The sequence below is a fragment of the Variovorax sp. J22G73 genome (assembly GCF_030317035.1).
Taxonomy (GTDB): Bacteria; Pseudomonadota; Gammaproteobacteria; order Burkholderiales; family Burkholderiaceae_C; genus Variovorax.
The window spans coordinates 1,683,456-1,703,227 of the sequence record NZ_JASZYK010000001.1 but is presented as its reverse complement, the minus strand read 5'-3'; the positions used below and the strand labels follow the sequence as shown (position 1 = coordinate 1,703,227).

Annotated in this window: 12 protein-coding genes; 7 read left to right on the top strand and 5 right to left on the bottom strand. The window is 69.6% G+C overall.

All coding sequences use genetic code 11. The features are described 5' to 3' along the window. Positions 1-37: 37 nt before the first annotated feature. The gene (locus tag QTI51_RS07945; RefSeq protein ID WP_116909072.1) at positions 38-3,115 is read right to left on the bottom strand and encodes an FAD-binding and (Fe-S)-binding domain-containing protein; all 3,078 of its coding nucleotides are present in this window, start codon (positions 3,113-3,115) and stop codon (positions 38-40) included. Between the two features lie 52 nt (positions 3,116-3,167). Beyond that, positions 3,168-3,878, bottom strand: coding sequence for a GntR family transcriptional regulator (locus QTI51_RS07940; protein WP_116909071.1), 711 nt, complete (start codon positions 3,876-3,878; stop codon positions 3,168-3,170). Between the two features lie 122 nt (positions 3,879-4,000). Between QTI51_RS07940 and QTI51_RS07935 the strand changes: the two genes are divergently transcribed. The 3 genes from QTI51_RS07935 to QTI51_RS07925 all read left to right on the top strand — a co-directional run bounded on the left by QTI51_RS07935 (position 4,001) and on the right by QTI51_RS07925 (position 7,385). After that, a complete protein-coding gene (locus QTI51_RS07935) occupies positions 4,001-5,242 on the top strand; it encodes a pyridoxal-phosphate-dependent aminotransferase family protein (protein ID WP_116909070.1) in 1,242 nt (413 codons plus the stop codon). Between the two features lie 147 nt (positions 5,243-5,389). Beyond that, positions 5,390-6,367 (top strand): Bug family tripartite tricarboxylate transporter substrate binding protein, encoded by a 978-nt coding sequence (locus QTI51_RS07930; protein ID WP_165840303.1) that lies wholly within the window; start codon positions 5,390-5,392, stop codon positions 6,365-6,367. Positions 6,368-6,614: 247 nt separating this feature from the next. Then, positions 6,615-7,385 carry a fumarylacetoacetate hydrolase family protein gene (locus QTI51_RS07925; protein WP_116909068.1) on the top strand — a complete coding sequence of 257 codons (771 nt, stop codon included), beginning with the start codon at positions 6,615-6,617 and terminating at the stop codon, positions 7,383-7,385. On the opposite strand, the gene QTI51_RS07920 is transcribed toward QTI51_RS07925, so the two are convergent. Continuing rightward, positions 7,334-8,296 carry a LysR family transcriptional regulator gene (locus tag QTI51_RS07920; protein ID WP_116909067.1) on the bottom strand — a complete coding sequence of 321 codons (963 nt, stop codon included), beginning with the start codon at positions 8,294-8,296 and terminating at the stop codon, positions 7,334-7,336. The two genes, QTI51_RS07925 and QTI51_RS07920, sit on opposite strands and share 52 nt — an antisense overlap. A gap of 114 nt (positions 8,297-8,410) precedes the next feature. On the opposite strand from QTI51_RS07920, the gene QTI51_RS07915 reads away from it, so the two are divergent. Beyond that, positions 8,411-9,595, top strand: a complete 1,185-nt coding sequence (locus QTI51_RS07915; RefSeq protein ID WP_286512054.1) for an MFS transporter — start codon at positions 8,411-8,413, stop codon at positions 9,593-9,595. Between the two features lie 105 nt (positions 9,596-9,700). Here QTI51_RS07915 and QTI51_RS07910 read toward each other — a convergent pair whose 3' ends face one another. After that, complete coding sequence (locus QTI51_RS07910; protein WP_116909065.1) at positions 9,701-12,505, bottom strand: sensor domain-containing diguanylate cyclase; 2,805 nt, start codon at positions 12,503-12,505, stop codon at positions 9,701-9,703. 276 nt (positions 12,506-12,781) lie between these two features. Here QTI51_RS07910 and QTI51_RS07905 point away from each other — a divergent pair, with 276 nt between their 5' ends. Genes QTI51_RS07905 through QTI51_RS07895 form a run of 3 tightly spaced genes read left to right on the top strand, consistent with a single transcriptional unit; the run spans position 12,782 to position 19,016 of the window. Beyond that, the gene (locus QTI51_RS07905; RefSeq protein ID WP_116909064.1) at positions 12,782-14,116 is read left to right on the top strand and encodes an HlyD family secretion protein; all 1,335 of its coding nucleotides are present in this window, start codon (positions 12,782-12,784) and stop codon (positions 14,114-14,116) included. A 47-nt stretch (positions 14,117-14,163) separates the two neighbouring features. Beyond that, entirely contained in the window at positions 14,164-15,531 is a 1,368-nt protein-coding gene (locus QTI51_RS07900; protein ID WP_286512057.1) for a hypothetical protein, read from the top strand. Then, positions 15,519-19,016: an efflux transporter outer membrane subunit gene (locus QTI51_RS07895; protein WP_286512058.1), complete on the top strand. Its 3,498-nt coding sequence runs from the start codon at positions 15,519-15,521 to the stop codon at positions 19,014-19,016. Before QTI51_RS07900 ends, QTI51_RS07895 begins: the two co-directional genes overlap by 13 nt. Here QTI51_RS07895 and QTI51_RS07890 read toward each other — a convergent pair. Next, positions 19,013-19,771: an FMN-dependent NADH-azoreductase gene (locus tag QTI51_RS07890; protein WP_286512060.1), complete on the bottom strand. Its 759-nt coding sequence runs from the start codon at positions 19,769-19,771 to the stop codon at positions 19,013-19,015. The two genes, QTI51_RS07895 and QTI51_RS07890, sit on opposite strands and share 4 nt — an antisense overlap. Position 19,772 lies beyond the last annotated feature (1 nt).

Below are 19,772 nucleotides of genomic sequence, written 5' to 3'. Positions count from 1 at the left end.
CGCGCGCAGGGCAGGCAGTTCGTGCAGGCTGCGCAGGTCAGGCCGCGCCGCCCGCCGCGTCCGCGTGCAGCAGGTGCCGCTCCAGCAGCACCGCCACATGCACCGCCTTTCTCTGCGCGCCGTCCTCGATCTGGTGGCGGCAGCTGGTGCCGTCGGCCACCACGATGGCATCGGGCTGCTTGCGAATGGCCGGCAGCAGGCTGGCCTCGGCCATCTGCATCGACACCTCGTAGTGGCTGGCCTCGTAGCCGAAGCTGCCGGCCATGCCGCAGCACGAGCTTTCGATGAGCTCGGGCTGCGCGCCCGGAATGAGCTTGAGCACCTCCATCACCGGGCTCACCGCGCCGAAGGCCTTCTGGTGGCAGTGGCCGTGCAGCAGGATGGGCTGCGTGGCCGGCTTCAGCTGCAGCTCGAAGCGGCCCTGCCTGATCTCGCGTGCAATGAACTCCTCGAACAGCAGCGCGTGCCTGGCGACCAGCTCGGCCTTTTCGCCGAAGCCCATCACCAGCGTCTCGTCGCGCAGCGTGAGCAGGCACGACGGCTCCAGGCCGACGATGGGCACGCCAGCACGCGCGAGCGGCAGCAGCGCGTCGATCAGCGCCTCGGCCTTCTTCTTCGCCTCGTCGACCATGCCGCTCGCCAGGAAGGTGCGGCCGCAGCAATGGTGCCCGCCGCGCTTCTCGACCGTGTGCAGCACGTAGCCCGCGGCCTGCAGCACGCGCGCGGCGGCGAAGGCGTTCTCGCTCTCGAAGGTGCCGTTGAAGGTGTCGACGAACAGCACCGCCGCCTTGCCGCCGCGGCGCGCAATGGCCAGCGCCACCTCGCGCTCGACGAACAGGCCCGGCTCGTTGGTCCTGGCGCGCCAGAAGGTGTCGCTGCGCCATGCGGGCAGCGAGCGCCTGGCAGAAAAGCCAAGCATCTTTTCCCCGAGCCACGCCGCGCCGGGCACGCTGTTGCGCAGGTTCAGCAGCCACGGCATGCGGCTGGCCTTGTGCGCGTAGTCGGGCAGGTTCGCCACCAGCCGGTCTTTCAGGGTGTGGCCGTGGCGCTTCTTGTAGTGGTCCAGAAACTCGACCTTCATCTTCGCCATGTCCACGCCCGTGGGGCAGTCGCGCTTGCAGCCCTTGCAGCCGACGCACAGGTCCATGGTGTCGTGCATGGCCTCGCTGGTGAAGGCGTCGGGGCCCAGTTGGCCCGACAGCGCCAGGCGCAGCGTGTTGGCGCGGCCGCGCGTCAGGTGCTGCTCGTCGCGCGTCACGCGGTAGCTGGGGCACATGGTGCCGGCGTCGAACTTGCGGCAGTGGCCGTTGTTGTTGCACATTTCCACGGCCTTGGCCAGGCCGCCGGTGCTGTCGCCGCCGGTGCCGGGAGCGGTGGTTACCTCGGTGACGGGGTCGGCATCGACGTTCCAGCCCGACCAGTCGAGCACGGGCTTGAGCTCGATGCGGCGGTACGGCTTGGGCGCCGTGGGCGGCGCAAAGCGAAACAGCGCGCCGTCGTCCATGCGCGGCGGGTCGATGATCTTGCCGGGGTTGAACAGGCCGATGGGGTCCAGCTTGCGCTTGATGGCGCGAAAGGCGTCGTTGATGGCGGGGCCGAACTGCCATTCGATCCACTCGCCGCGGCACAGCCCGTCGCCGTGCTCGCCGCTGAACGCGCCCTTGTACTTGCGCACCAGCGCGCTGGCCTCTTCCGCGATGACGCGCATCTTGGCCGCGCCGTCCACCCGCATGTCCAGGATGGGCCGCACATGCAGCGTGCCGACCGAGGCATGCGCGTACCAGGTGCCGCGGCTGCCGTGCCGCGCGAACACTTCGGTCAGCGCGTCGGTGTACTCGGCCAGGTGCGCGAGCGGCACCGCGCAGTCTTCGATGAAGCTCACCGGCTTGCCGTCGCCCTTCAGGCTCATCATGATGTTCAGCCCCGCCTTGCGCACTTCCCACAGGTTTTTCTGGCGCGCCTCGTCGGGCATTTCGACCACGCTGCCGGGCAGGCCCAGGTCGCCCATCAGCTCGACCAACTGCTTCAGTCGGGGCAGCAGCGCGGCCTTGTCGGCGCCTGAGAACTCCACCAGCAGGATGGCCGCGGGCTTGCCGATGAGCGCGGTTTCCACCGTGGGCCTGAAGGCCGGGTTGGCCAGCGCCAGCTCGATCATGGTGCGGTCGACCAGCTCCACCGCCGTGGGCCCGAGCTTGACGATGTGCTGCGCCGAATCCATCGCCGCATGAAAGGTCGCAAAGTTGACGATGCCCAGCACCTTGGCGCGCGGCAGCGGCGCGAGCTTGAGCTTCAGGCTGCGCGTGTAGGCCAGCGTGCCCTCGGAGCCGATGAGCAGGTGCGCCAGGTTCACGCTGCCGTCGGCGGTGTAGGGCTTCTCGCTCTGGTTGTCGAAGATGTCGAGGTTGTAGCCCGCCACGCGGCGCATCACCTTGGGCCAGTGCTCGGCCATGGCCTCGCGGTGCTGGCGCGCCAGCCCGCGCACGAACTGCGCGATGCCGGCCGCGCGCACGCCGAGCGAACCCACGGGCCCGAACTCGACCAGCTCGCCGTTCGACAGCCACGCGCTCGCGCCCAGCACGTTGTGCACCATGTTGCCGTATGCGATGGAGCGCGAACCGCACGAGTTGTTGCCCGCCATGCCACCCAGCGTGGCCTGCGCGCTGGTCGACACATCGACCGGGTACCAGAGCCCGTGCGGCTTGAGCTGCGCGTTCAGGTGGTCGAGCACCAGGCCGGGCTCCACCGTGGCGGTGCCCTCCTGCACGTTCACGTCGAGCACCTTGCGAAAGTGCTTGCTGTTGTCGATCACCAGCGCCGCGCCCGTGGTCTGCCCGCACTGGCTAGTGCCGCCGCCGCGCGCGAGCACCGGCACCTTCAGGTCGCGCGCGATGTCGATGGCGGTCGCGATGTCGCGCTCGTTCGTCGGCACGAAGGCGCCCACGGGCGTGATCTGGTAGATCGACGCGTCGGTGGCGTAGCGCCCGCGCGAGCCGTCGTCGAACAGCACCTCGCCCTGCGTGTCGGCGCGCAGGCGGCGTGCGAGCAGCTCGCAGGTGTCGTTGGGCGGAAGAACGGTTCCGGCTGGCTGCATGTGGCTGGCGGGATCGATGCGCATGGTGTGGGGGCTTCGGTTTTTTCTTGAGATTCGAGTCCGACTTGTCAGCTCGTCAGCTTGGCTTGGCCTTGGCGCTGGTCTTCGCCACCGGATAGATCTCGCCCGCGCGCAGCAGCTCCAGCACCGTGTCGCGCTTGCGCAGCACGTGCGCCACCAGCACCTTGCGCATGGCGGCGGCGTCGCGCGCGGCCAGCGCATCGATCATCTGCTCGTGCTCCTGCACCGCGTGCTTCCACTTGGCCTCGTTCTGGTTGGTGCGAAAGCGCAACGACTGCACGCGGGCGTTGATGGAGCGGTAGGTGTTCGACAGCACCGGGTTGGCGGCCGCGTCGTTGATGGCCGTGTGGATGCGCGCGTTCAGCCTGTAATAGCCCGAGAGGTCACGCCGAGAGAAGCAGGCCATCATTTCGTAGTGCAGCGCGCGCACCTCGGCCAGCTCTTCGTCGGTGATGCGCTTGGCCGCCAGTTCGCCCGACATGCCCTCGAGCATGGCCAGCACCTCGAAGGTGTCGAGCACGTCGGCCTCGGTGAGCTTCACCGCCACCGCGCCACGGTTGGGCAGCAGGTCGACCAGCCCTTCGGCGGCCAGCAGCTTGATGGCCTCGCGCAGCGGCGTGCGCGACACGTTCAGCTGCAGGCACAGCTCGCGCTCGTTGAGCTTGGCGCCCGGCGCGATGTGGCCTTCGACCAGCATGGTGCGCAGGCGCGACGCCACCTGGTCATGCAGCGCAAGCCTGGAGATCTCGATGATTTCAGCGGTCATGGTTCTTTCCGTTGATTGCATTTTGAATGCAAAAAATGAGGCTCACAAGCGCAGCGCTTCAGGGTAAACCATCAAAACAAAATGCATTTTGAATGCAAAACTGACAGGTGAAAGGACAGTCCATGCTGCAACTCGACATCCATCCCACCGGTCGCCACTTCCTCCAGATTCCGGGGCCCAGTCCGGTGCCCGACCGCATCCTGCGGGCCATGAGCCTGCCCACCATCGACCACCGCGGGCCCGAGTTCGGCACGCTGGGGCTCAAGGTGCTGGGCGGCATCCAGCAGGTCTTCAAGACGAAGCACCCGGTCGCCATCTACCCCGCCTCGGGCACCGGCGCGTGGGAGGCCGCGCTGGCCAACACGCTGAGCCCGGGCGACCACGTGCTCATGTACGAAACGGGCCACTTCGCCTCGCTGTGGCAGAAGATGGCCACGCGCCTGGGCCTGTCGACCGAGTTCCTGGCCTTCGCCGGCACCGACGCGCAACTGCCCAACGCGCCCGGCTGGCGCCGCGGCGTGCAGGCCGAGCTCATCGAGGCGCGCCTGCGCAAGGACACCGAAAAGAAGATCAAGGCCGTGTGCGTGGTGCACAACGAGACCTCCACCGGCGTGACCTCCGATATCGCCTCGGTGCGAAAGGCCATCGACGCGGCCGGCCACCCTGCCCTGCTGCTGGTCGACAGCATCTCGGGCCTGGCGAGCGCCGATTTCCGGCACGACGAATGGGGCGTGGACGTGACCGTCAGCGGCTCGCAGAAGGGCCTGATGCTGCCGCCGGGCATCAGCTTCAACGCGCTTTCGCCGCGCGCGCTCGAGGCCGCCAAGCATGCGAAGCTGCCGCGCGCCTTCTGGGACTGGGGCGAGATCGTCGAGATGAACAAGGACGGCTACTGGCCCTACACGCCCAACACCAACCTGCTGTACGGCCTGTCCGAGTCGCTGGACATGCTGCTCGGCGAAGGGCTGGACAACGTGTTCGCGCGCCACCAGCGCTGGGCCGCGGGCGTGCGCGCCGCGGTGAACGCGTGGGGCCTGCCGGTGCAGTGCGCCGACCCGGCCGTGTACTCGCCCGTGCTCACCGGCGTGATCACGCCCGAGGGCGTGGACGCCGACGCGCTACGCCGCCTGATCCACCAGCGCTTCGACCTGTCGCTGGGCACCGGGCTGGGCAAGCTCAAGGGCCGCATGTTCCGCATGGGCCACCTGGGCGACAGCAACGACCTGACGCTGGTCGCCATGGTCGCGGGCGTGGAAATGGGCATGAAGCTCGCGGGCATCAAGCTGGCTGCCAGCGGCGTGCACGCGGCCATGGACCATTTCGCGAGCCACGCAGCGCCAGTGGCGCTGCAGAAGGCGGCTTAGCGCCGGCGGCGCTGAAGAAGGCGACTTAGCGCCTTCACTACACACCGGCCGCAACGCATCGCTCGAACGATGCGGCGGCCCCCTTGCCGGGCGCCATGCAACACGGCCCGGCACGCATCGGACCCCAACACCACGGAGACAAAGATGATGCAAAGACGTTCCCTGATCCAGGCCGCCGCGGGCGCGGCCGCCACGCTGGGCGTGCCCCGGCTTTTCGCGCAGGAGTGGCCTTCGGGGCCGGTGCGCATCGTCGTCGGTTTTCCGCCGGGCGGCGGCACCGACGCGCTGGCGCGCGTGGTCGCGCAGAAGCTCACCCTCATGTGGGGCCAGCAGGTCATCGTCGAGAACAAGGGCGGCGTGGCCGGTGTCCTGGCCGCCGACTACGTGGCGCAGCAGCCCGCGGACGGCAGCACCCTGCTCATGGCGCACATCAACAGCCACGCGCTCGCGCCCAGCCTGCAGCCCAAGCTGCGCTACAACGTGGAGCGCGACTTCGTGCCCATCGTGCTGGTGGGCGTCACGCCCAACCTGCTCATCGCCAACCCGGGCCAGAAGGCATTGAACGTGAAGGACATCGTCGCCGCCTGCAAGGCCGCGCCGGGCACCCTGAGCTTCGGTTCCGCGGGCGCGGGATCGGCCCAGCACCTGGCGCTGGAAATGTTCAAGCTGCAGGGCGGCGTCGACGCGCTGCACGTGCCGTACAAGGGCAGCGGCCCCTTGCTGGCCGACCTGATGGGCGGGCAGATCCAGTACAGCTTCGAGACCATGACGGCCGCCACGCCGCATGTGAAGAACGGCCGCGTCATCGCCGTCGCGCAGACCCGCACCAAGCGCGCCAAGGGCCACCCCAACGTGCCGACGATGCAGGAGCAAGGCTTCCAGGGTTTCGAGGCCACGACCTGGTACGGGCTGGCCGGCCCGGGCAAGCTGCCGGCGGCCATTGCGCAGAAAGTGAACCGCGACGTGAACACCGTGCTCGCCATGCCCGACGTGCAGGAGCGCCTGGACACCTATGGCGCGGAAGACGGTGGTGGTTCGCAGGACAAGTTCAAGCAGTTCATCAGCACCGAGATCGCGAAGTGGGCGAAGGTCGTGAAGGACGGGAACGTTCACGTTGAGAGCTGAGGTCGTCGTCAGTGTTGAAGGTCGCTGTTCGGGGCGCGACACGCCGGCGGTTGTCGATCAGCGGTTCACCAGCCGCGTGCCCAAGTGAACAGGGCGTCGGGTGCTTCCCGCAGCGAAATAAAGGAGGAGCCGAAGGCGGGGGACATTCGCGGAGGGAAGTACCCGGCGGCCTGTTCACCCGTCCCGAACAAACCCTGAAAAGGCGACAACAACCAAACGCCTTGAGCAACCTGAGAAGATCCCAAAAATGACCCCTTCCCAAACAGCCCTCACAGACGCCCTGGTCGCCGCGCGCAGCGGCAACCGGACCCTCGACGCCTCGCCCTGGACCGATGCGCTCGCCACCCACGCGCAAGCCTACGAAGTGCAGGACGCCGTGGCCGCCGCGCTCGGCTGGTTCGACGCGCAGCCCGTGCCCGGTGCCTGGAAATCCGGCGGCGCTTCGCGCAGCGCGACGCTCACGCATGCGCCGCTGCCACCCGCCGGTGTGCGACAGAACGCCTCCGATTTCAGCGACCTCGTGTTCCACACCCCCGGCATCGAAGCCGAAATCGCCCTGCGCCTCGGCCAGGACGTCACGCCCGCGCAAGCCGCGCAACTCACCCCCGAAACCGCTGCATCGCTCATCGACGCCATGGCCGTGTCGGTCGAGATCGTCGATGCGCGCTGGCAAGACCTGGCGGCCACGCCCGCCCTGCTCCGCCTCGCCGATTCGCAAGTGCACGGTGCGCTGGCGGTGGGCGACTGGGTGCCCTACGCCGCCGTCGACTGGGCCTCGCAGCGCTGCGAAGCCAAGGTCGGCTCCGCGGAAACCGTGGTGCGCGAAGGCACCCATCCGCTGGCCGACCCGGCCTGGCTGCTGCCGACGTGGCTGCGCCACGTCACCCGCCACGGCCAGACCGTTCCCAAGGGCACCGTCGTGACCACCGGCTCGTGGGTCGGCATCCTCCCCTGCCGCCGCGGCGATCAGGTGAGCGCTGCGTTTCCCGGCATCGGCAGCGTTCGCTTGAGCGTGTAGCGCCCGCCGCCCACGCCCGAGCAGGCCACCAGAAAGTCCAGCACCGCCCGCACCCGCGCGGGCAGCGTGCCGGCCTTGCCGATGTACACCGCGTGGATCGGCTCCACCTCGCACGGGTTGAACTCCTCCAGCAGCGGCACCAGCCGGCCGGCGTCGATGTCGTGCTGCGTGTGGTACAGCGACAGCCGCGCCACGCCCGCCCCCGCGATCGCCAGCTGGCGCAGCGTTTCGCCGTCGCCCGCGCGCACCGGGCCCGCCACGGGCATCGACACCATGCGGCCGTCCACGCGAAACGGCCAGTCGGGCGCTTTTCGCATGAAAGTCCAGCCGAGCTGGCTGTGCGCCTCCAGCTCCTGCGGGGTGCGCGGCGTGCCGTATTTTTCGAGGTACGACGGCGCGGCCAGGATGGTCTGGCTGGTCTCGCCCAGGCGCCGCGCCACCAGGTCGGACGACGGCAGCTGGCCCCAGCGGATCGCGATGTCGGCGCGCTCGTCCATCAGGTCGACGATGCGGTCGGTCAGCGCAATGTCGAGCGTGATCTGCGGGTGCAGCTCGAGCAGGCGTGGCACCAGCGGCACCAGCTTGTGGTGCCCGAAGGACACGCTGGCGTTGATGCTCACGCGCCCGCGCGGCGCGGCACCGGCCGCGGCGCAACGCTCGGCCTCGTCCATGTCGGCCAGCACGCGCGTGCTGCGCTGGTAGAACTCGGTGCCCTCGGGCGTGAGCTGCAGCTTGCGCGTGGAGCGATGCACCAGCTGGATGCCCAGGCGCAGCTCCAGCCGCGCCACCAGCTTGCTCACCGCCGAAGGCGTCATGCCCAACAGGCGCGCCGCCGAGGAGAACCCGCCGGACTCGACCACCTGCACGAAGGCCTCCATTTCGCCGGAGCGGTTGACGTCGATGCGCGGCATGGTTGCCCTTTCTGTTGCCTCGGTAGCTCATTAGCTTGTGATTTGAAGTCACAAGTGTCTGTACCGGCGGCATTCTAGTCATCGAAGGCGAATGTCTTCACAGTACAGGGCATCATGCCAATCGCTCTACTTGCCCTCACCGCCGGTGCCTTCGGAATAGGCACCACCGAGTTCGTCATCATGGGCCTGCTGATGCAGGTCTCGACCGATCTCCACGTCTCCATCACGGCCGCCGGCCTGCTCATCTCGGGCTACGCGCTCGGGGTGGCGGTCGGCGCGCCCGTGCTCACCATCGCCACGCGCAAGCTGCCGCGCAAGACCGTGCTGCTCGCGCTCATGGCGGTCTTCACGCTCGGCAACCTGGCCTGCGCGCTGGCGCCCAACTACGAGATGCTGATGGCCGCGCGCGTGGTCACTTCGCTGGCGCACGGCACCTTCTTCGGCGTCGGCTCGGTGGTGGCCACCGGCCTGGTGGCGCCCGAGCGCCGCGCCTCGGCCATCGCCATCATGTTCACCGGCCTCACCGCGGCCACGCTGCTGGGCGTGCCCTTCGGTGCGTGGCTGGGGCTGCACTTCGGCTGGCGCGCGGCCTTCTGGGCGGTGACGCTCATCGGCGTGCTGGCGCTCGCGGTGCTCGCCGTGTTCGTGCCGCGCGTGAAGGGCGAGACCAAGCCGGCCCCGCTGCGCGAAGAGCTGGCGGTGCTGGCGCGCCCGCAGGTGCTGCTGGGCCTGGCGATGACGGTGCTCGGCTTTGCCGGCGTGTTCGTGGTGTTCACGTACATCCAGCCGCTGCTCACGCAGCTCACGGGGCTGTCGGAATCGGCCGTGTCGCCCATCCTGCTGGTGTTCGGCGGCGGGCTGGCGGTGGGCAACATCCTGGGCGGCAAGCTGGCCGACCGCGCGCCGATGGCCGCCGTGATCGGCACGCTGGTGGTGCTGGCCGCAGTGCTGGGCGCCATGCAGTTCGCCATCGGCACGCCGTTCACCGCGGTGGTGTTCGTCGGGCTGCTCGGCGTGGCCTCGTTCGCCACCGTGGCACCCATGCAGCTGCGGGTGCTGGAGAAGGCCTCGGGCGCGGGCCAGAACCTGGCGTCTAGCCTGAACATCGCGGCCTTCAACCTGGGCAACGCGCTCGGTGCATGGGTCGGCGGCGTGGTCATCAGCCGCGGCCCGGGGCTGGCCGCGCTGGGCTGGGTGGCGGCGCTGCTCACGGTGGTGGGCCTGGCGATCGCGCTGTTGAGCCGCGCGCTCGACCGGCGCGAGCCGCAGCTGGCGGACTGCGCTTCGGCCCAGGCCTGATTCGGGTTTTTATCTTCACAGCAGCCGCCGCTCGGGTTCAGCCCCGGCGGCGGCTGCGCCGTTCGGGCTGACCATCGCCAGCGCCGCGTGCTTGCCCTGCTCGTCCTACTTACCTTCCGGCGCCGGATCGGCCACTTCCCCGCCCAGCATCAGCGGGTCCCGCGGCACGCCGGCCGACAGGAAGAACTCGAAGCGGTTGCGCCCCGCGGCCTTGGCGTTGTAGAGCGCCGCATCGGCCCGCGCGAGCAGCTCTTCGGCCGTGGCCGCCGAGTCGGCCGCCCAGTGAAAGGCGATGCCGACGCTGGTGGTGACCGAAATGGTCTGCCCCTCGACCACGAAGGGCGTGCCGTTGATGCGCTCCACCACCTTCTCGGCCACGGTGGCCGCGGCCTGCGGGCCGGCCAGGTTCTCCAGCACCAGCACGAACTCGTCGCCGGCCAACCGGGCCACCTTGTCGGTGCCGCGCACGCTGGCCAGCAGGCGCCGCGCGTACTCGACCAGCACCGCGTCGCCCACGGCATGGCCGAAGGTGTCGTTGATGGTCTTGAAATGGTCCACGTCCAGGAACATCAGCGCCATGGCGTTGCCCGTGAGCCGCACGCGCAACACGGCGTCGGGCAGGTGCTCGTTGAAGGCCAGCCGGTTGGGCAGGCCGGTGAGCGTGTCCAGCCGCGCGAGCTCGATGAGCTGGTGCTCCACCAGCTTCAGCGCGGTGATGTCCAGCGCCAGCGAGAAGATGCCGTGCGTGAGGCCGTCGGCCCGCACGTCGGGCACGTAGATGACCTGCGTGATGCGCTCGAAGCCCTTGCGCTGCGTGCGCGCCTCGAACTCGACCTTTTCTCCGCCCAGCGCGCGCGCCAGCATGGGCCTGCGCGACAGGTACACGTCGCGGCCGGCCACGTCCTGCAGGTGGCGCCCGAGCACCTGCATCGGGTCGAGGCCCAGCCAGTCGCGGCTGGTGGCGTTGGCGAAGGTGATCTTTTCCTCGCGGTCGATGTAGGTGATGAGCGCGGGCAGGTTGTCGGTGATGGTGCGCAGGCGCAGCTCGCTCTCGGCCTGGCGCAGCTCGGCCTCCTTCAGCGCCGTGATGTTGAAGCTCATCAGATAGAAGCCCACCACCTCGCCGCGCGCGTTGGTGTCGGGAATCAGGTTGACCTGGAAGTAGCCCTGCTTGCCGTGCACCGGCGCGCGCACCGGAAAGCGCACCTTCTTGCCCGACAGCATCACCGGCAGGTAGGGCTTGTGCTGCTCGTACATTTCATCGCCCAGCGCCGAGCGCAGCGTGGTGCCCTCGATGGGCTTGTCGCCCAGGCCGGCCATCTGGCGCGCGCGGATGTTGCCGAACAGGCAGTTCTGGTTGCGGTCGAAGTAGCCCACCAGCGCCGGAATGCTGTCGGTCACGTCGCGCAGGCGCTTTTCCTTCTCGGCCACGGCCTTGCGGACGTTCACTTCTTCGGTGATGTCGAAGGTCATGGAGAACACGCCGCGCACCACGCCGTCGGCGTCGAGGTCGGGAATGTAGTGCGCCTGGAACGTGCGCTCGCCGATGCCCAGCGCGGGGTCGCCGGCTTTCTCGAGGATGACGGTTTCGCCGGCCAGCGCGCGCTCGAAATACGGCTCGACCACGGCGAAGTCGGCGCCGCGCACCTCGGGCATCGCGCGCCCGACCAGCGGCGCGTGGTGGTGCAGCGCGCGGATGCGCTCGTTCACGAAGGTGTAGCGCAGCGAGGCGTCCACGTGCGAGACCATGGCCGGAATGCTGTCGGCAATGGTGCGCACCTGCGCCTCGCTGTGCGCCAGGCTCAGCTCGCTGGCGTGGCGCTGGGCCATCAGCTCGTCGAAGGTGCGCGACAGGTCGCCGATCTCGTCGGGCGCGTAGTGGCTCGCAACACGCGGTGCCTGCGCGCCGGCGGCGCTCTCTCGCGCCGACTGCATGTGGCCGTGCAGCTCGGCCAGCGGCTTCAGGCGCCGGCGCACCACCACGAACGCCAGCGCGCCGGCGGTCAGCGCGAGCACCAGCGCACCGAGCCAGGCGTTGCGCTCGATGGCGTCGACGCGGGCAAAGGCCTCGGCGCGCGGGTACATGGCGCCGACGACCCAGTTGGTCTGCTCGGTGCGGTCGAACGCATACAGGCTGGGCACGCCGGTCTCGTCGACGCCCTCGCCTGTGCCCTCGAAGCCGGCCATGGCGCGCAGGATCTCGGCGTTGCCGACCTTGGGCTGCACCACGCTCAGGATGCGCGCGAGGTCAGGGTGGTCGACCACCACGCCGTCTGTGGTGGTGATGAACAGGTAGCCGTGCTTGCCGAAGCGCACGTCGCCCAGCGCGCCGAGGATGTTGCGGTCCTTCAGGTTGATGGCGCCGGAAATCACGAACTTGACGTCGCCCGCGGCGTCGAGCACCGGCTGGGTGATGGCCACCTGCGCCAGCCCGTTCAGGCGGTTGCGATAAGGCTGCGAAACCAGCCCGGCCTTCTTCGCCACGGTCTGCTGGAAGTAGTCGCGGTCCTTCACGTTGACGCTGCCGTTGACGAGCGCGCCGTTCAGGTTGGCCACGAGCTTGCCGTCGCTGTCGAGGAAGGCCACGTTGTCGAAGGCCTGGCGCAGCGAGGCGTGGCGCTCCAGGAAGGCCTGCAGCGGCTCGGCGTCGGGAAACGCCTGCGCCTGCACGCTTTCGGCGAAGGTCTGCAGCAGGATGCGGCGGCTGCCAAGCTTCTGGTCTATGGCGTCTGAAATGCCGCTCACGCGGGCCAGTTCTTCCGCGGCGATCGACGCCTGCATGCTGCTCTTGACGAGGTGCATCGCGTAGGTCGCGATGCCGAAGGTCGCTGCCAGTACCAGGGCTGCCACGCCCAGGCTGAGACGGGTGTGCAGGGCGAAGCGGAATGTCGAGGGTCCGGTGGCGTTCATTGAACTTTCAGATGCCGGTGCGTTGCCGGCGTGAGTTGTCGACTCGAGTATCGGCGGGTTCCACCGCGCGAGGAAGTGTCGGCGCCACGTCCGCCGGCCGTTTTCGGTTGCGCCGCAACGTGTACATCCTGTTGCTCATGTAAGCATAAATTGTTAACTTTTGGCATGTCTATTGCTGCATTGCAGCAACAGCAGATGGCACGCCCCAAAGATGTGCCGCGACAGCGGAGACGACGGTTTCTTTAGGTCACCAACGTCATCTATTGCGAGGCGCACATGAACGCAAGCACTGTCCGGGAAGCGAACGAAGTCGCCGATGCCGAAGCTGCCAGCTGGCTGCAGCGCCTCAGGCGCAAGGGCGCCGGGGGCGCACCACCTGGCACACCGCCCGGCGGATCCCATCATGCTGCTCCCGCCTCCACGCCGGAGTCGATCGTGCCGCGCGTGGCGGGCTACGCCCTGCTCGCCTTCGTGCTGTGGCTGGTGGTGACCACGCTGATCCAGCCGCTGGTGTCGCGCCAGGCCACGCGCACGGTGCTGCAGGCGCCGGTGGTGCTGGTGACATCGCCCATCAGCGGCGTGGTCACGCAGATGACGGTGCGCGCGCTCGACAAGGTCGACGCGGGCGCGGTGGTCGCCACCGTGCAGAACCCGACCATCAACCGCGACATCCTCACCACGCTCACCACGCAGCGCCTGGCGCTGCAAAGCCAGGTGGCGCAACTGGCCAACCAGCTGAGCGCCTCCACCGAAGAACTGCAGTTCGTCGAGCAGCAGGGCAAGCTGTACCGCTCGGCCTCGATGGCGCAGACGCGCGACGCCTGGCAGGTTGCGCAGCGCCAGCGCGACGTGGCCCAGAGCAACGTGGCCGAGCAGGAGCTGAAGGTGCGCCACACCTCCGCCATGCTCGACGAAGGCGCCGTGAGCCCGCAGGCCATGGACGCGGCGCAGGCGCAGCTGAGCATTTCGCGCGCCAGCGCGGCGGTGGCCGAGCAGGCCTACGCGGGGCTGGGCCAGAGCGTGGCCAGCGCCAGCCGCGGCGTGTTCGTGGGCGGCAGCGGGGGCAACGTGTACCAGACCCTGGCCAACCGCCGCGAGACGCTTGCCGGCGACATCGAGCGCGCCCGCCACGACAGCGAAGCGTTGCAGCAGCAGCTGCGCGAGGTGAGCACGCTGGAGACCGACGAGCGCCGCCGCATCGACCGCATGGCCGCCTTCGAGGTGCGCGCGCTGCAGGCCGGGCAGGTGCACACCGTGCTCATGCCGCAGGGCAGCTACGTGCCGCAGGGCGCCACGCTGGTGCGCATGATCGACTGCAGCCGCGTCGAGGTGGTGGCGGTGTTTCCGCCGCGGGTGGCCAAGCGGTTGAACATGGGCTCGACCATCGCGGTGAAGACCGACGACAGCCGCCCCGAGGTGTCGGCGCGCGTCACGCAGATCCTGCCGGTCGCGCCGGAAGACTTCCAGAGCCGCTACGCCGTGCCCTTCCCTTTCGCGGAGCAGGGCTCGGTGTACGCGGTCGCCCATGTGGAATCGGACTCCCCGGAATGGCTGGAGCAACGCGGGTTGTGCGCGCCCGGCAAGGTGGTATCGGCCAGGCTGGCGTCGTAGCCCCGATACAGCATCGACACAGCCCCCGACATAGCGACAAGACCGCGATGAGCCGCCCTCCTCTCTTTCTGCGCGCCGGCGCGTTGCCAGCGGCTGTCGCAGGTGTCGCGCTGGTCGCGCTCTGTGCCGTGGCTTTCACCGCGCTCACCTCCAACCGCACCATGGCCGCGACCGAAGTGCAGCAGTCGCTTGCGCAGCAAAGCTGCGAGGGCCTGCGCCGCGCCGTCGCTACCGACGCGCGCGGCGATCCGTCGTCCGCGCTGCTGCTGTCCAGCTACCGCACCGAGCGCGCCATCGAAGGCGTGCCCGAGCTGTCGCCCAGCCTTGCGAACGTGGCCTTCGTGTACGACAACGCGCTGGCCGGCATCGCCCTGCTGGCCTGCGGCGACACCGCCTCGGCCACGCGCATCGCCGACGCCGTGGCGCTCGCCGTGGAACGCGACCCGCTCTACACCGACGGGCGCGTGCGCAACGGCTACCGCGCCGGCCCGATGGCCGACGGCAAGCCGGTGCTCGCCGGCTACTGGGACGCGGGCAAGAACCTGTGGATTGCCGATGCCTACCAGGTGAGCACCGCCACCGGCAACGTGGCATGGGCCGCGCTGCTGCTGCTGAACGTGAGCCGCGCCCTGCCTTCGCCCTCGCCCCGCTACACCGAGGCGACGGCAAGGCTGCTCGGGTGGATCGAGCAGCGCGCCCGCGCCACCGTCGACCCCGACGGCTACCAGGGCGGCTGGTACGGCTGGGACAACGCGCAAACCGCGCAGACCTGGAAATCGACCGAGCACAACATCGACATCGCCATGGCCGCCGCATGGGCCGCGCGCGGCAGCGCCCGGCCCGAGCAGGCGCGCCAGGCGGACGTGGCGCTGGCCTTTGTCTCGCGCATGTGGAGCACAAGCGAGCAGCGCTTCTACATCGGCACCAAGGCCGACGGCGCCACCATCGCCACCACGGGCTCGGGCCTCGATGCGCAGTTGTGGCCGCTGCTCGCGGCACCGCGGGGCGGGTGCGCGTGGCGCGCGGGCCTGGCGTGGGTGGAGCGCAACCACCGCTTCGGCGACGGCTACGGCTTTTCGCAGCAGCCCGACGGCATCTGGACCGAAGGCAGCGCGCAGGCCGCCGCCACGCTGGTGGCCGTGAAGGGCGCGGCGCCCGATGCGCTGTGGCAGCTGCTGGCCGCGCAGCGCGCGGACAACGGCCTGTACTACGCCACGCCGAGCCCGCGCATCTCGACCGGGCTGGCCAGCGGCCCCGACTCGGTGGGTGCCGACTTCTTCTACTACCGCTGGCCCCACCTGGGCGCCACCGCCTGGATCGCGCTCGCGGCCACGGGCTGGAACCCGTTCACCGGCAACGTCGTCACCCCCAACGCCACCACGGCCCCTTCAGGAGAAACACCATGCTCGAACTGATGGACACGCCCGAGTTCAGGGTCAACCTGATGGTCGCGGCGCTGGCGCTGATCATGATCTTCCACGCCCGCGCCGACCGCGCCTCGCACCGCGTGCTGTTCGGCTTTCTTACCGCGCTGGTGCTGGTGCGCTACGTGGCGTGGCGGCTGGCCGAGACGCTGCCGCCGGCCGACCTGGGCTTCGGCACGCTGGTGTCGTGGGTGTTCCTGGCGTTCGAGATGATCGCCATCGTCTACACGCTGCTGTCCATCCAGATGCTCACGCGCCGGCGCGACAACCACGCCCAGGCCGACCGCGGCGAGGCCGCGCTGCGCGCGCGCGGCACGGACGTGCCAGCGGTCGATGTGTTCATCTGCACCTACAACGAAGAGCTGGGCGTGCTCGAGAAGACCATCCTGGCCGCGCAGGCCATCGACTACCCGCATGTGAACGTGTGGGTGCTCGACGACACGCGGCGCGACTGGCTGCGCGACTACTGCGAGCGTAAGGGCGTGCACTACGCGCGCAGGCCCGACAACGCGCACGCCAAGGCCGGCAACCTGAACAACGGGCTGCGCCTGTCGGCCGCAGCCACCAACGCGCCCTTCATCCTGGTGCTGGACGCCGACTTCACGCCCCACCGCAACATCGTCTACCGCACGCTGGGCCTGTTCGACGAGGCCCGGGTGGGCCTGGTGCAGACGCCGCAGTTCTATTACAACGCCGACCCCATCCAGCACAACCTGCGCGCCACCGACAGCTGGGTGGACGAGCAGCGCGTGTTCTTCGACGTGCTGCAACCCGCCAAGGACGCGGCTGACGTGGCCTTCTGCGTGGGCACCTCGTTCGTGATACGACGCGACGCCATCACCGAGGCCGGCGGCTTTCCCACGGGCAGCGTGTGCGAGGACATCTACACCACCTACACGCTGATGCGCTTCGGCTGGGTCACGCGCTGGCTCAACGAGCGGCTGTCGAACGGGCTCTCGGCGGACAGCATCGTCGACTACATCAACCAGCGCAGCCGCTGGTGCCTGGGCACCATCCAGGTGGCGCTGCTGCGCGACGGGCCGCTGCGCGGGCGCGGCTACAGCTTTGCGGCGCGGGTGCACTACGTGCACGGCCTGCTGCACTGGCTGACCAAGCCCTTCATCCTGCTGATGCTCGCCGCGCCCGCGCTGTACTGGTACACGGGCGTGTCGGCCTTCCACGCCACGCCGCGCGCCTTCTCGATGTACGGGCTGCCGCCGCTGGTGATGTTCTGGGGCTACACCTACTGGATCAGCCAGTGGCGCTGCCTGCCGGTGTTCACGGAGGTCACGCAGATCGTGGCGGCCATGGCCGTCACGCGCACCATCGTCACCTCGCTGGTGCGGCCCTTCGGGCGGCCTTTCAAGGTCACGGCCAAGGGGCAGGACCGCTCGAAGACCGTGGTGCACTGGAACCTGGTGCTGGTGTTCGGCGGCCTCATCGTGGCGATGGAGGCGGCGGCCATCGGCTCCATCGGGGGCACCATGACCACGGGCGACATGCTCAACGTGCTGTGGACCATCGTCACCACCCTGTACTGCCTGGCCGCGCTCATCGCCTGCATCGACCGGCCGCGGCCCGAGCACGACGAGCGCTTTCCGTACGGCGCCGACACCACGCTGCGCAGCGCCGCCGGCGTGGGCGCGACGCGCTTCGTGCAGATCGCGGTCGACGGCGCGGTGCTGCGCGAAAGCGCGCTGCTGCGGCGCATGCCCGTGGGCGAACGGCTCGACGTGCACGTGGAGCGCGTGGGCTGGGTCGGTGCGCTGCTGAAGGGCCGTTCGGCAGCGGGCGTGGAGCTCGCCTTCGTGCGCGACGAGGTGCTGCACGACCACCTGATTCGCCTGGTGTTCAGCCTGCCGCCCAGCCATGTGGCCGTGCAGGTGAAGCCGGGGCGCGCGGCGCTGGCGTTCATGGGGAGCGCGGGATGGCACTGGCCCCGTGTGCGCCGGATGCCGCGGATGCCCCGGATGCCGCGTGTCGCGCGTTTGCCGTTCGGCTTTGCCCGCGCCATGGCCGCGCCGCTGCCGCTGGTCATGGTGCTGATGCTGGGCGTGCTGGTGCTCACGGGCTGCAACCTCACGCCGCCGCTGAAGGAGGCCGACGTGGTGGTGCCCGCCCAGTGGGCCGAGGGCACGGGCAACGCCGCCGCGGCGCCGGTCGCGTGGCATGTGTTCGTGCGCGACGACGAACTGCGCGGCCTGATCGCCACCGCGCTGCTGCAGAACCGCGACCTGCGCGTGTACGCCGCCAAGGCCCGCGAGGCGCGCGCCGTCTACGGCGGCACGCGCTCCGGCCTGTTCCCCGAAATCGGCGTGGCCGGCTCCGTCGGGCGCGGCAACGTGAGCACCTCGCTGGGGCCCGACGGCATCGTCACCAGCAACCAGGCCCTGAACGGCGTGGGCAGCGTGGCCACCACCTATGCCGTGCAGGCCGGTATCACCTCGTACGAGCTCGACTTCTTCGGCCGTGTCGATGCCGGCGTGAAGCAGGCCGGCTCGCAGGCACTGGCCAGCGAGCGCGACCTGGCGGCGGCGCGCATGAACCTGGTGGGCGAGGTGTCGAACGCCTACCTCACGCTGCGCGCCGACCGTGCCCTGCTGGCGCTGGCCGAGGGCGACTTCGGCAGCCAGAGCGAAAGCACCCGCGTCATGCAGCGGGCCCGCACGGTGGGCGGCACGTCGGACCTGAACGTGCTGCGCTCGCAGTCGCTGGTGGAGCGCGCCAACGTGCAGCGCGAAGAGTTCCGCATGCGCGTGGGGCAAGACCTGCAGTGGCTCTCGGTGCTGGTCGGCCAGCCCGTGCCGCCGACCATCGGCATGCAGCGCCCCTGGCCCGAACGCTCGGTGGCCGACGTGCCCGTGGGCCTGCCCGCCAGCCTGCTGCAGCGCCGCCCCGACCTGCTGGCCGCGTATGCGCGCGTGGAGGCCGCCAACTCGGGCGTGGGCGCGGCCAAGGCGGCGTTCTATCCGAGCTTTTCGTTGACGGCGGTGGCGGGCGGGCTGAGCACCGAGTTTTCCAGCCTGCTGAGTGCGGGCAACCGCAGCTGGGCCACGGTGCTGGGCGTGTCGCTGCCGATCTTCGACTGGGGCCGCCGCTCGGCCAACCTGAGCGCCAACGAAGAGCGCCTGGCCGCCGCCATGGCCAGCTACGAATACGCGGTGCAGCAGGCGCTGCGCGAAACGGCCAACGCGCTCATCACCGACAGCCACCTGCGTCCGCAGATCGTCGCGCAACAAGCGCGCGTGCAGGCGCTGGACAAGGTGGCGTCCATTTCGCGCACGCGCTTTCGCAACGGGCTGGAAGACTACTTCGCCGGCGCCGACGCGCAACGCGAGCTGTACCTGGAGCAGCGCCAGGCCATCGAGCTGCAGCTCAAGCAGGCGGTGAACACGGTCAACCTCTACAAGGCGCTCGGTGGCGGGTGGGACGACGTGCCTGCGGGCGCGGTCGCTTCATCCGCCGCACCGCGCTAGGCCTGCGCCCCTGATGCCGACGCGCTGACGCTGCCCGACAGCACGGCATGGCCCGGCGCCTGCCTGCGCATGGCCGAGCGCAGCAGAAAGTCCGCCAGCTCATCGACCCGCGACTCGGCGCGCCGCAGCGACTGCGCCAGTTGCTCGCCGCCGAACTCGTCGGACTCCACCGCCGCCTCGAACACATCCGTGATGCCGATGTAGCCCAGAGCCGAACGCACGCTAGCCTCGGCGTGGTTCAGGTGCGCCGCGCGCCCGCCCGCGTCGTAGCCGTGGTCGCCGCGCGCGCCCAGCAACACCACGCGCTTGCCGGCGTCGGCCAGCAGCGGCCAGTACGGCACCGCGCCGCGCGAACGGTCGAACCCGAAGGTGCGGCCCACGCGCACGATGTTGTCGATCCATGCCTTGAACTGCGCGGGCACGCTGAAGTTGTACATGGGCAGGCCGATGACGATCACGTCCGCGGCGATGAGCTGGTCGACCAGCCGATCGCTTTCGGCGAGCGCCTGCGTCATCCACGGTTCGCGCGCGGCCTGCGGCGTGAACGCGGCGTGGATCCATCGGCCATCGACGTGCGCGGGCGGGTGCTGGCCCACGTCGAGGTGCTCGACGGTGTCGCCGGGCCGCGCATGGCGCCAGCGCTCGACGAAGCGCGCCGACAGGCGGCGCGTGTGCGAGCCGTGCGGGTCGGTGCCGGAGCGGCCCGGGCGGGCGCTGGAATCGATGTGCAGCAGGTGGAGGTTCGGGGTCTTCATG

What these genes read in the sequence shown, in the direction of transcription:
- QTI51_RS07945 (WP_116909072.1), bottom strand. Translation starts at nt 3,115, where the DNA reads ATGCGCATCGATCCCGCCAGCCACATGCAGCCAGCCGGAACCGTTCTT.
- QTI51_RS07935 (WP_116909070.1), top strand. Translation starts at nt 4,001, where the DNA reads ATGCTGCAACTCGACATCCATCCCACCGGTCGCCACTTCCTCCAGATT.
- QTI51_RS07895 (WP_286512058.1), top strand. Translation starts at nt 15,519, where the DNA reads ATGCTCGAACTGATGGACACGCCCGAGTTCAGGGTCAACCTGATGGTC.
- QTI51_RS07940 (WP_116909071.1), bottom strand. Translation starts at nt 3,878, where the DNA reads ATGACCGCTGAAATCATCGAGATCTCCAGGCTTGCGCTGCATGACCAG.
- QTI51_RS07915 (WP_286512054.1), top strand. Translation starts at nt 8,411, where the DNA reads ATGCCAATCGCTCTACTTGCCCTCACCGCCGGTGCCTTCGGAATAGGC.
- QTI51_RS07925 (WP_116909068.1), top strand. Translation starts at nt 6,615, where the DNA reads ATGACCCCTTCCCAAACAGCCCTCACAGACGCCCTGGTCGCCGCGCGC.
- QTI51_RS07890 (WP_286512060.1), bottom strand. Translation starts at nt 19,771, where the DNA reads ATGAAGACCCCGAACCTCCACCTGCTGCACATCGATTCCAGCGCCCGC.
- QTI51_RS07905 (WP_116909064.1), top strand. Translation starts at nt 12,782, where the DNA reads ATGAACGCAAGCACTGTCCGGGAAGCGAACGAAGTCGCCGATGCCGAA.
- QTI51_RS07920 (WP_116909067.1), bottom strand. Translation starts at nt 8,296, where the DNA reads ATGCCGCGCATCGACGTCAACCGCTCCGGCGAAATGGAGGCCTTCGTG.
- QTI51_RS07930 (WP_165840303.1), top strand. Translation starts at nt 5,390, where the DNA reads ATGCAAAGACGTTCCCTGATCCAGGCCGCCGCGGGCGCGGCCGCCACG.
- QTI51_RS07910 (WP_116909065.1), bottom strand. Translation starts at nt 12,505, where the DNA reads ATGAACGCCACCGGACCCTCGACATTCCGCTTCGCCCTGCACACCCGT.
- QTI51_RS07900 (WP_286512057.1), top strand. Translation starts at nt 14,164, where the DNA reads ATGAGCCGCCCTCCTCTCTTTCTGCGCGCCGGCGCGTTGCCAGCGGCT.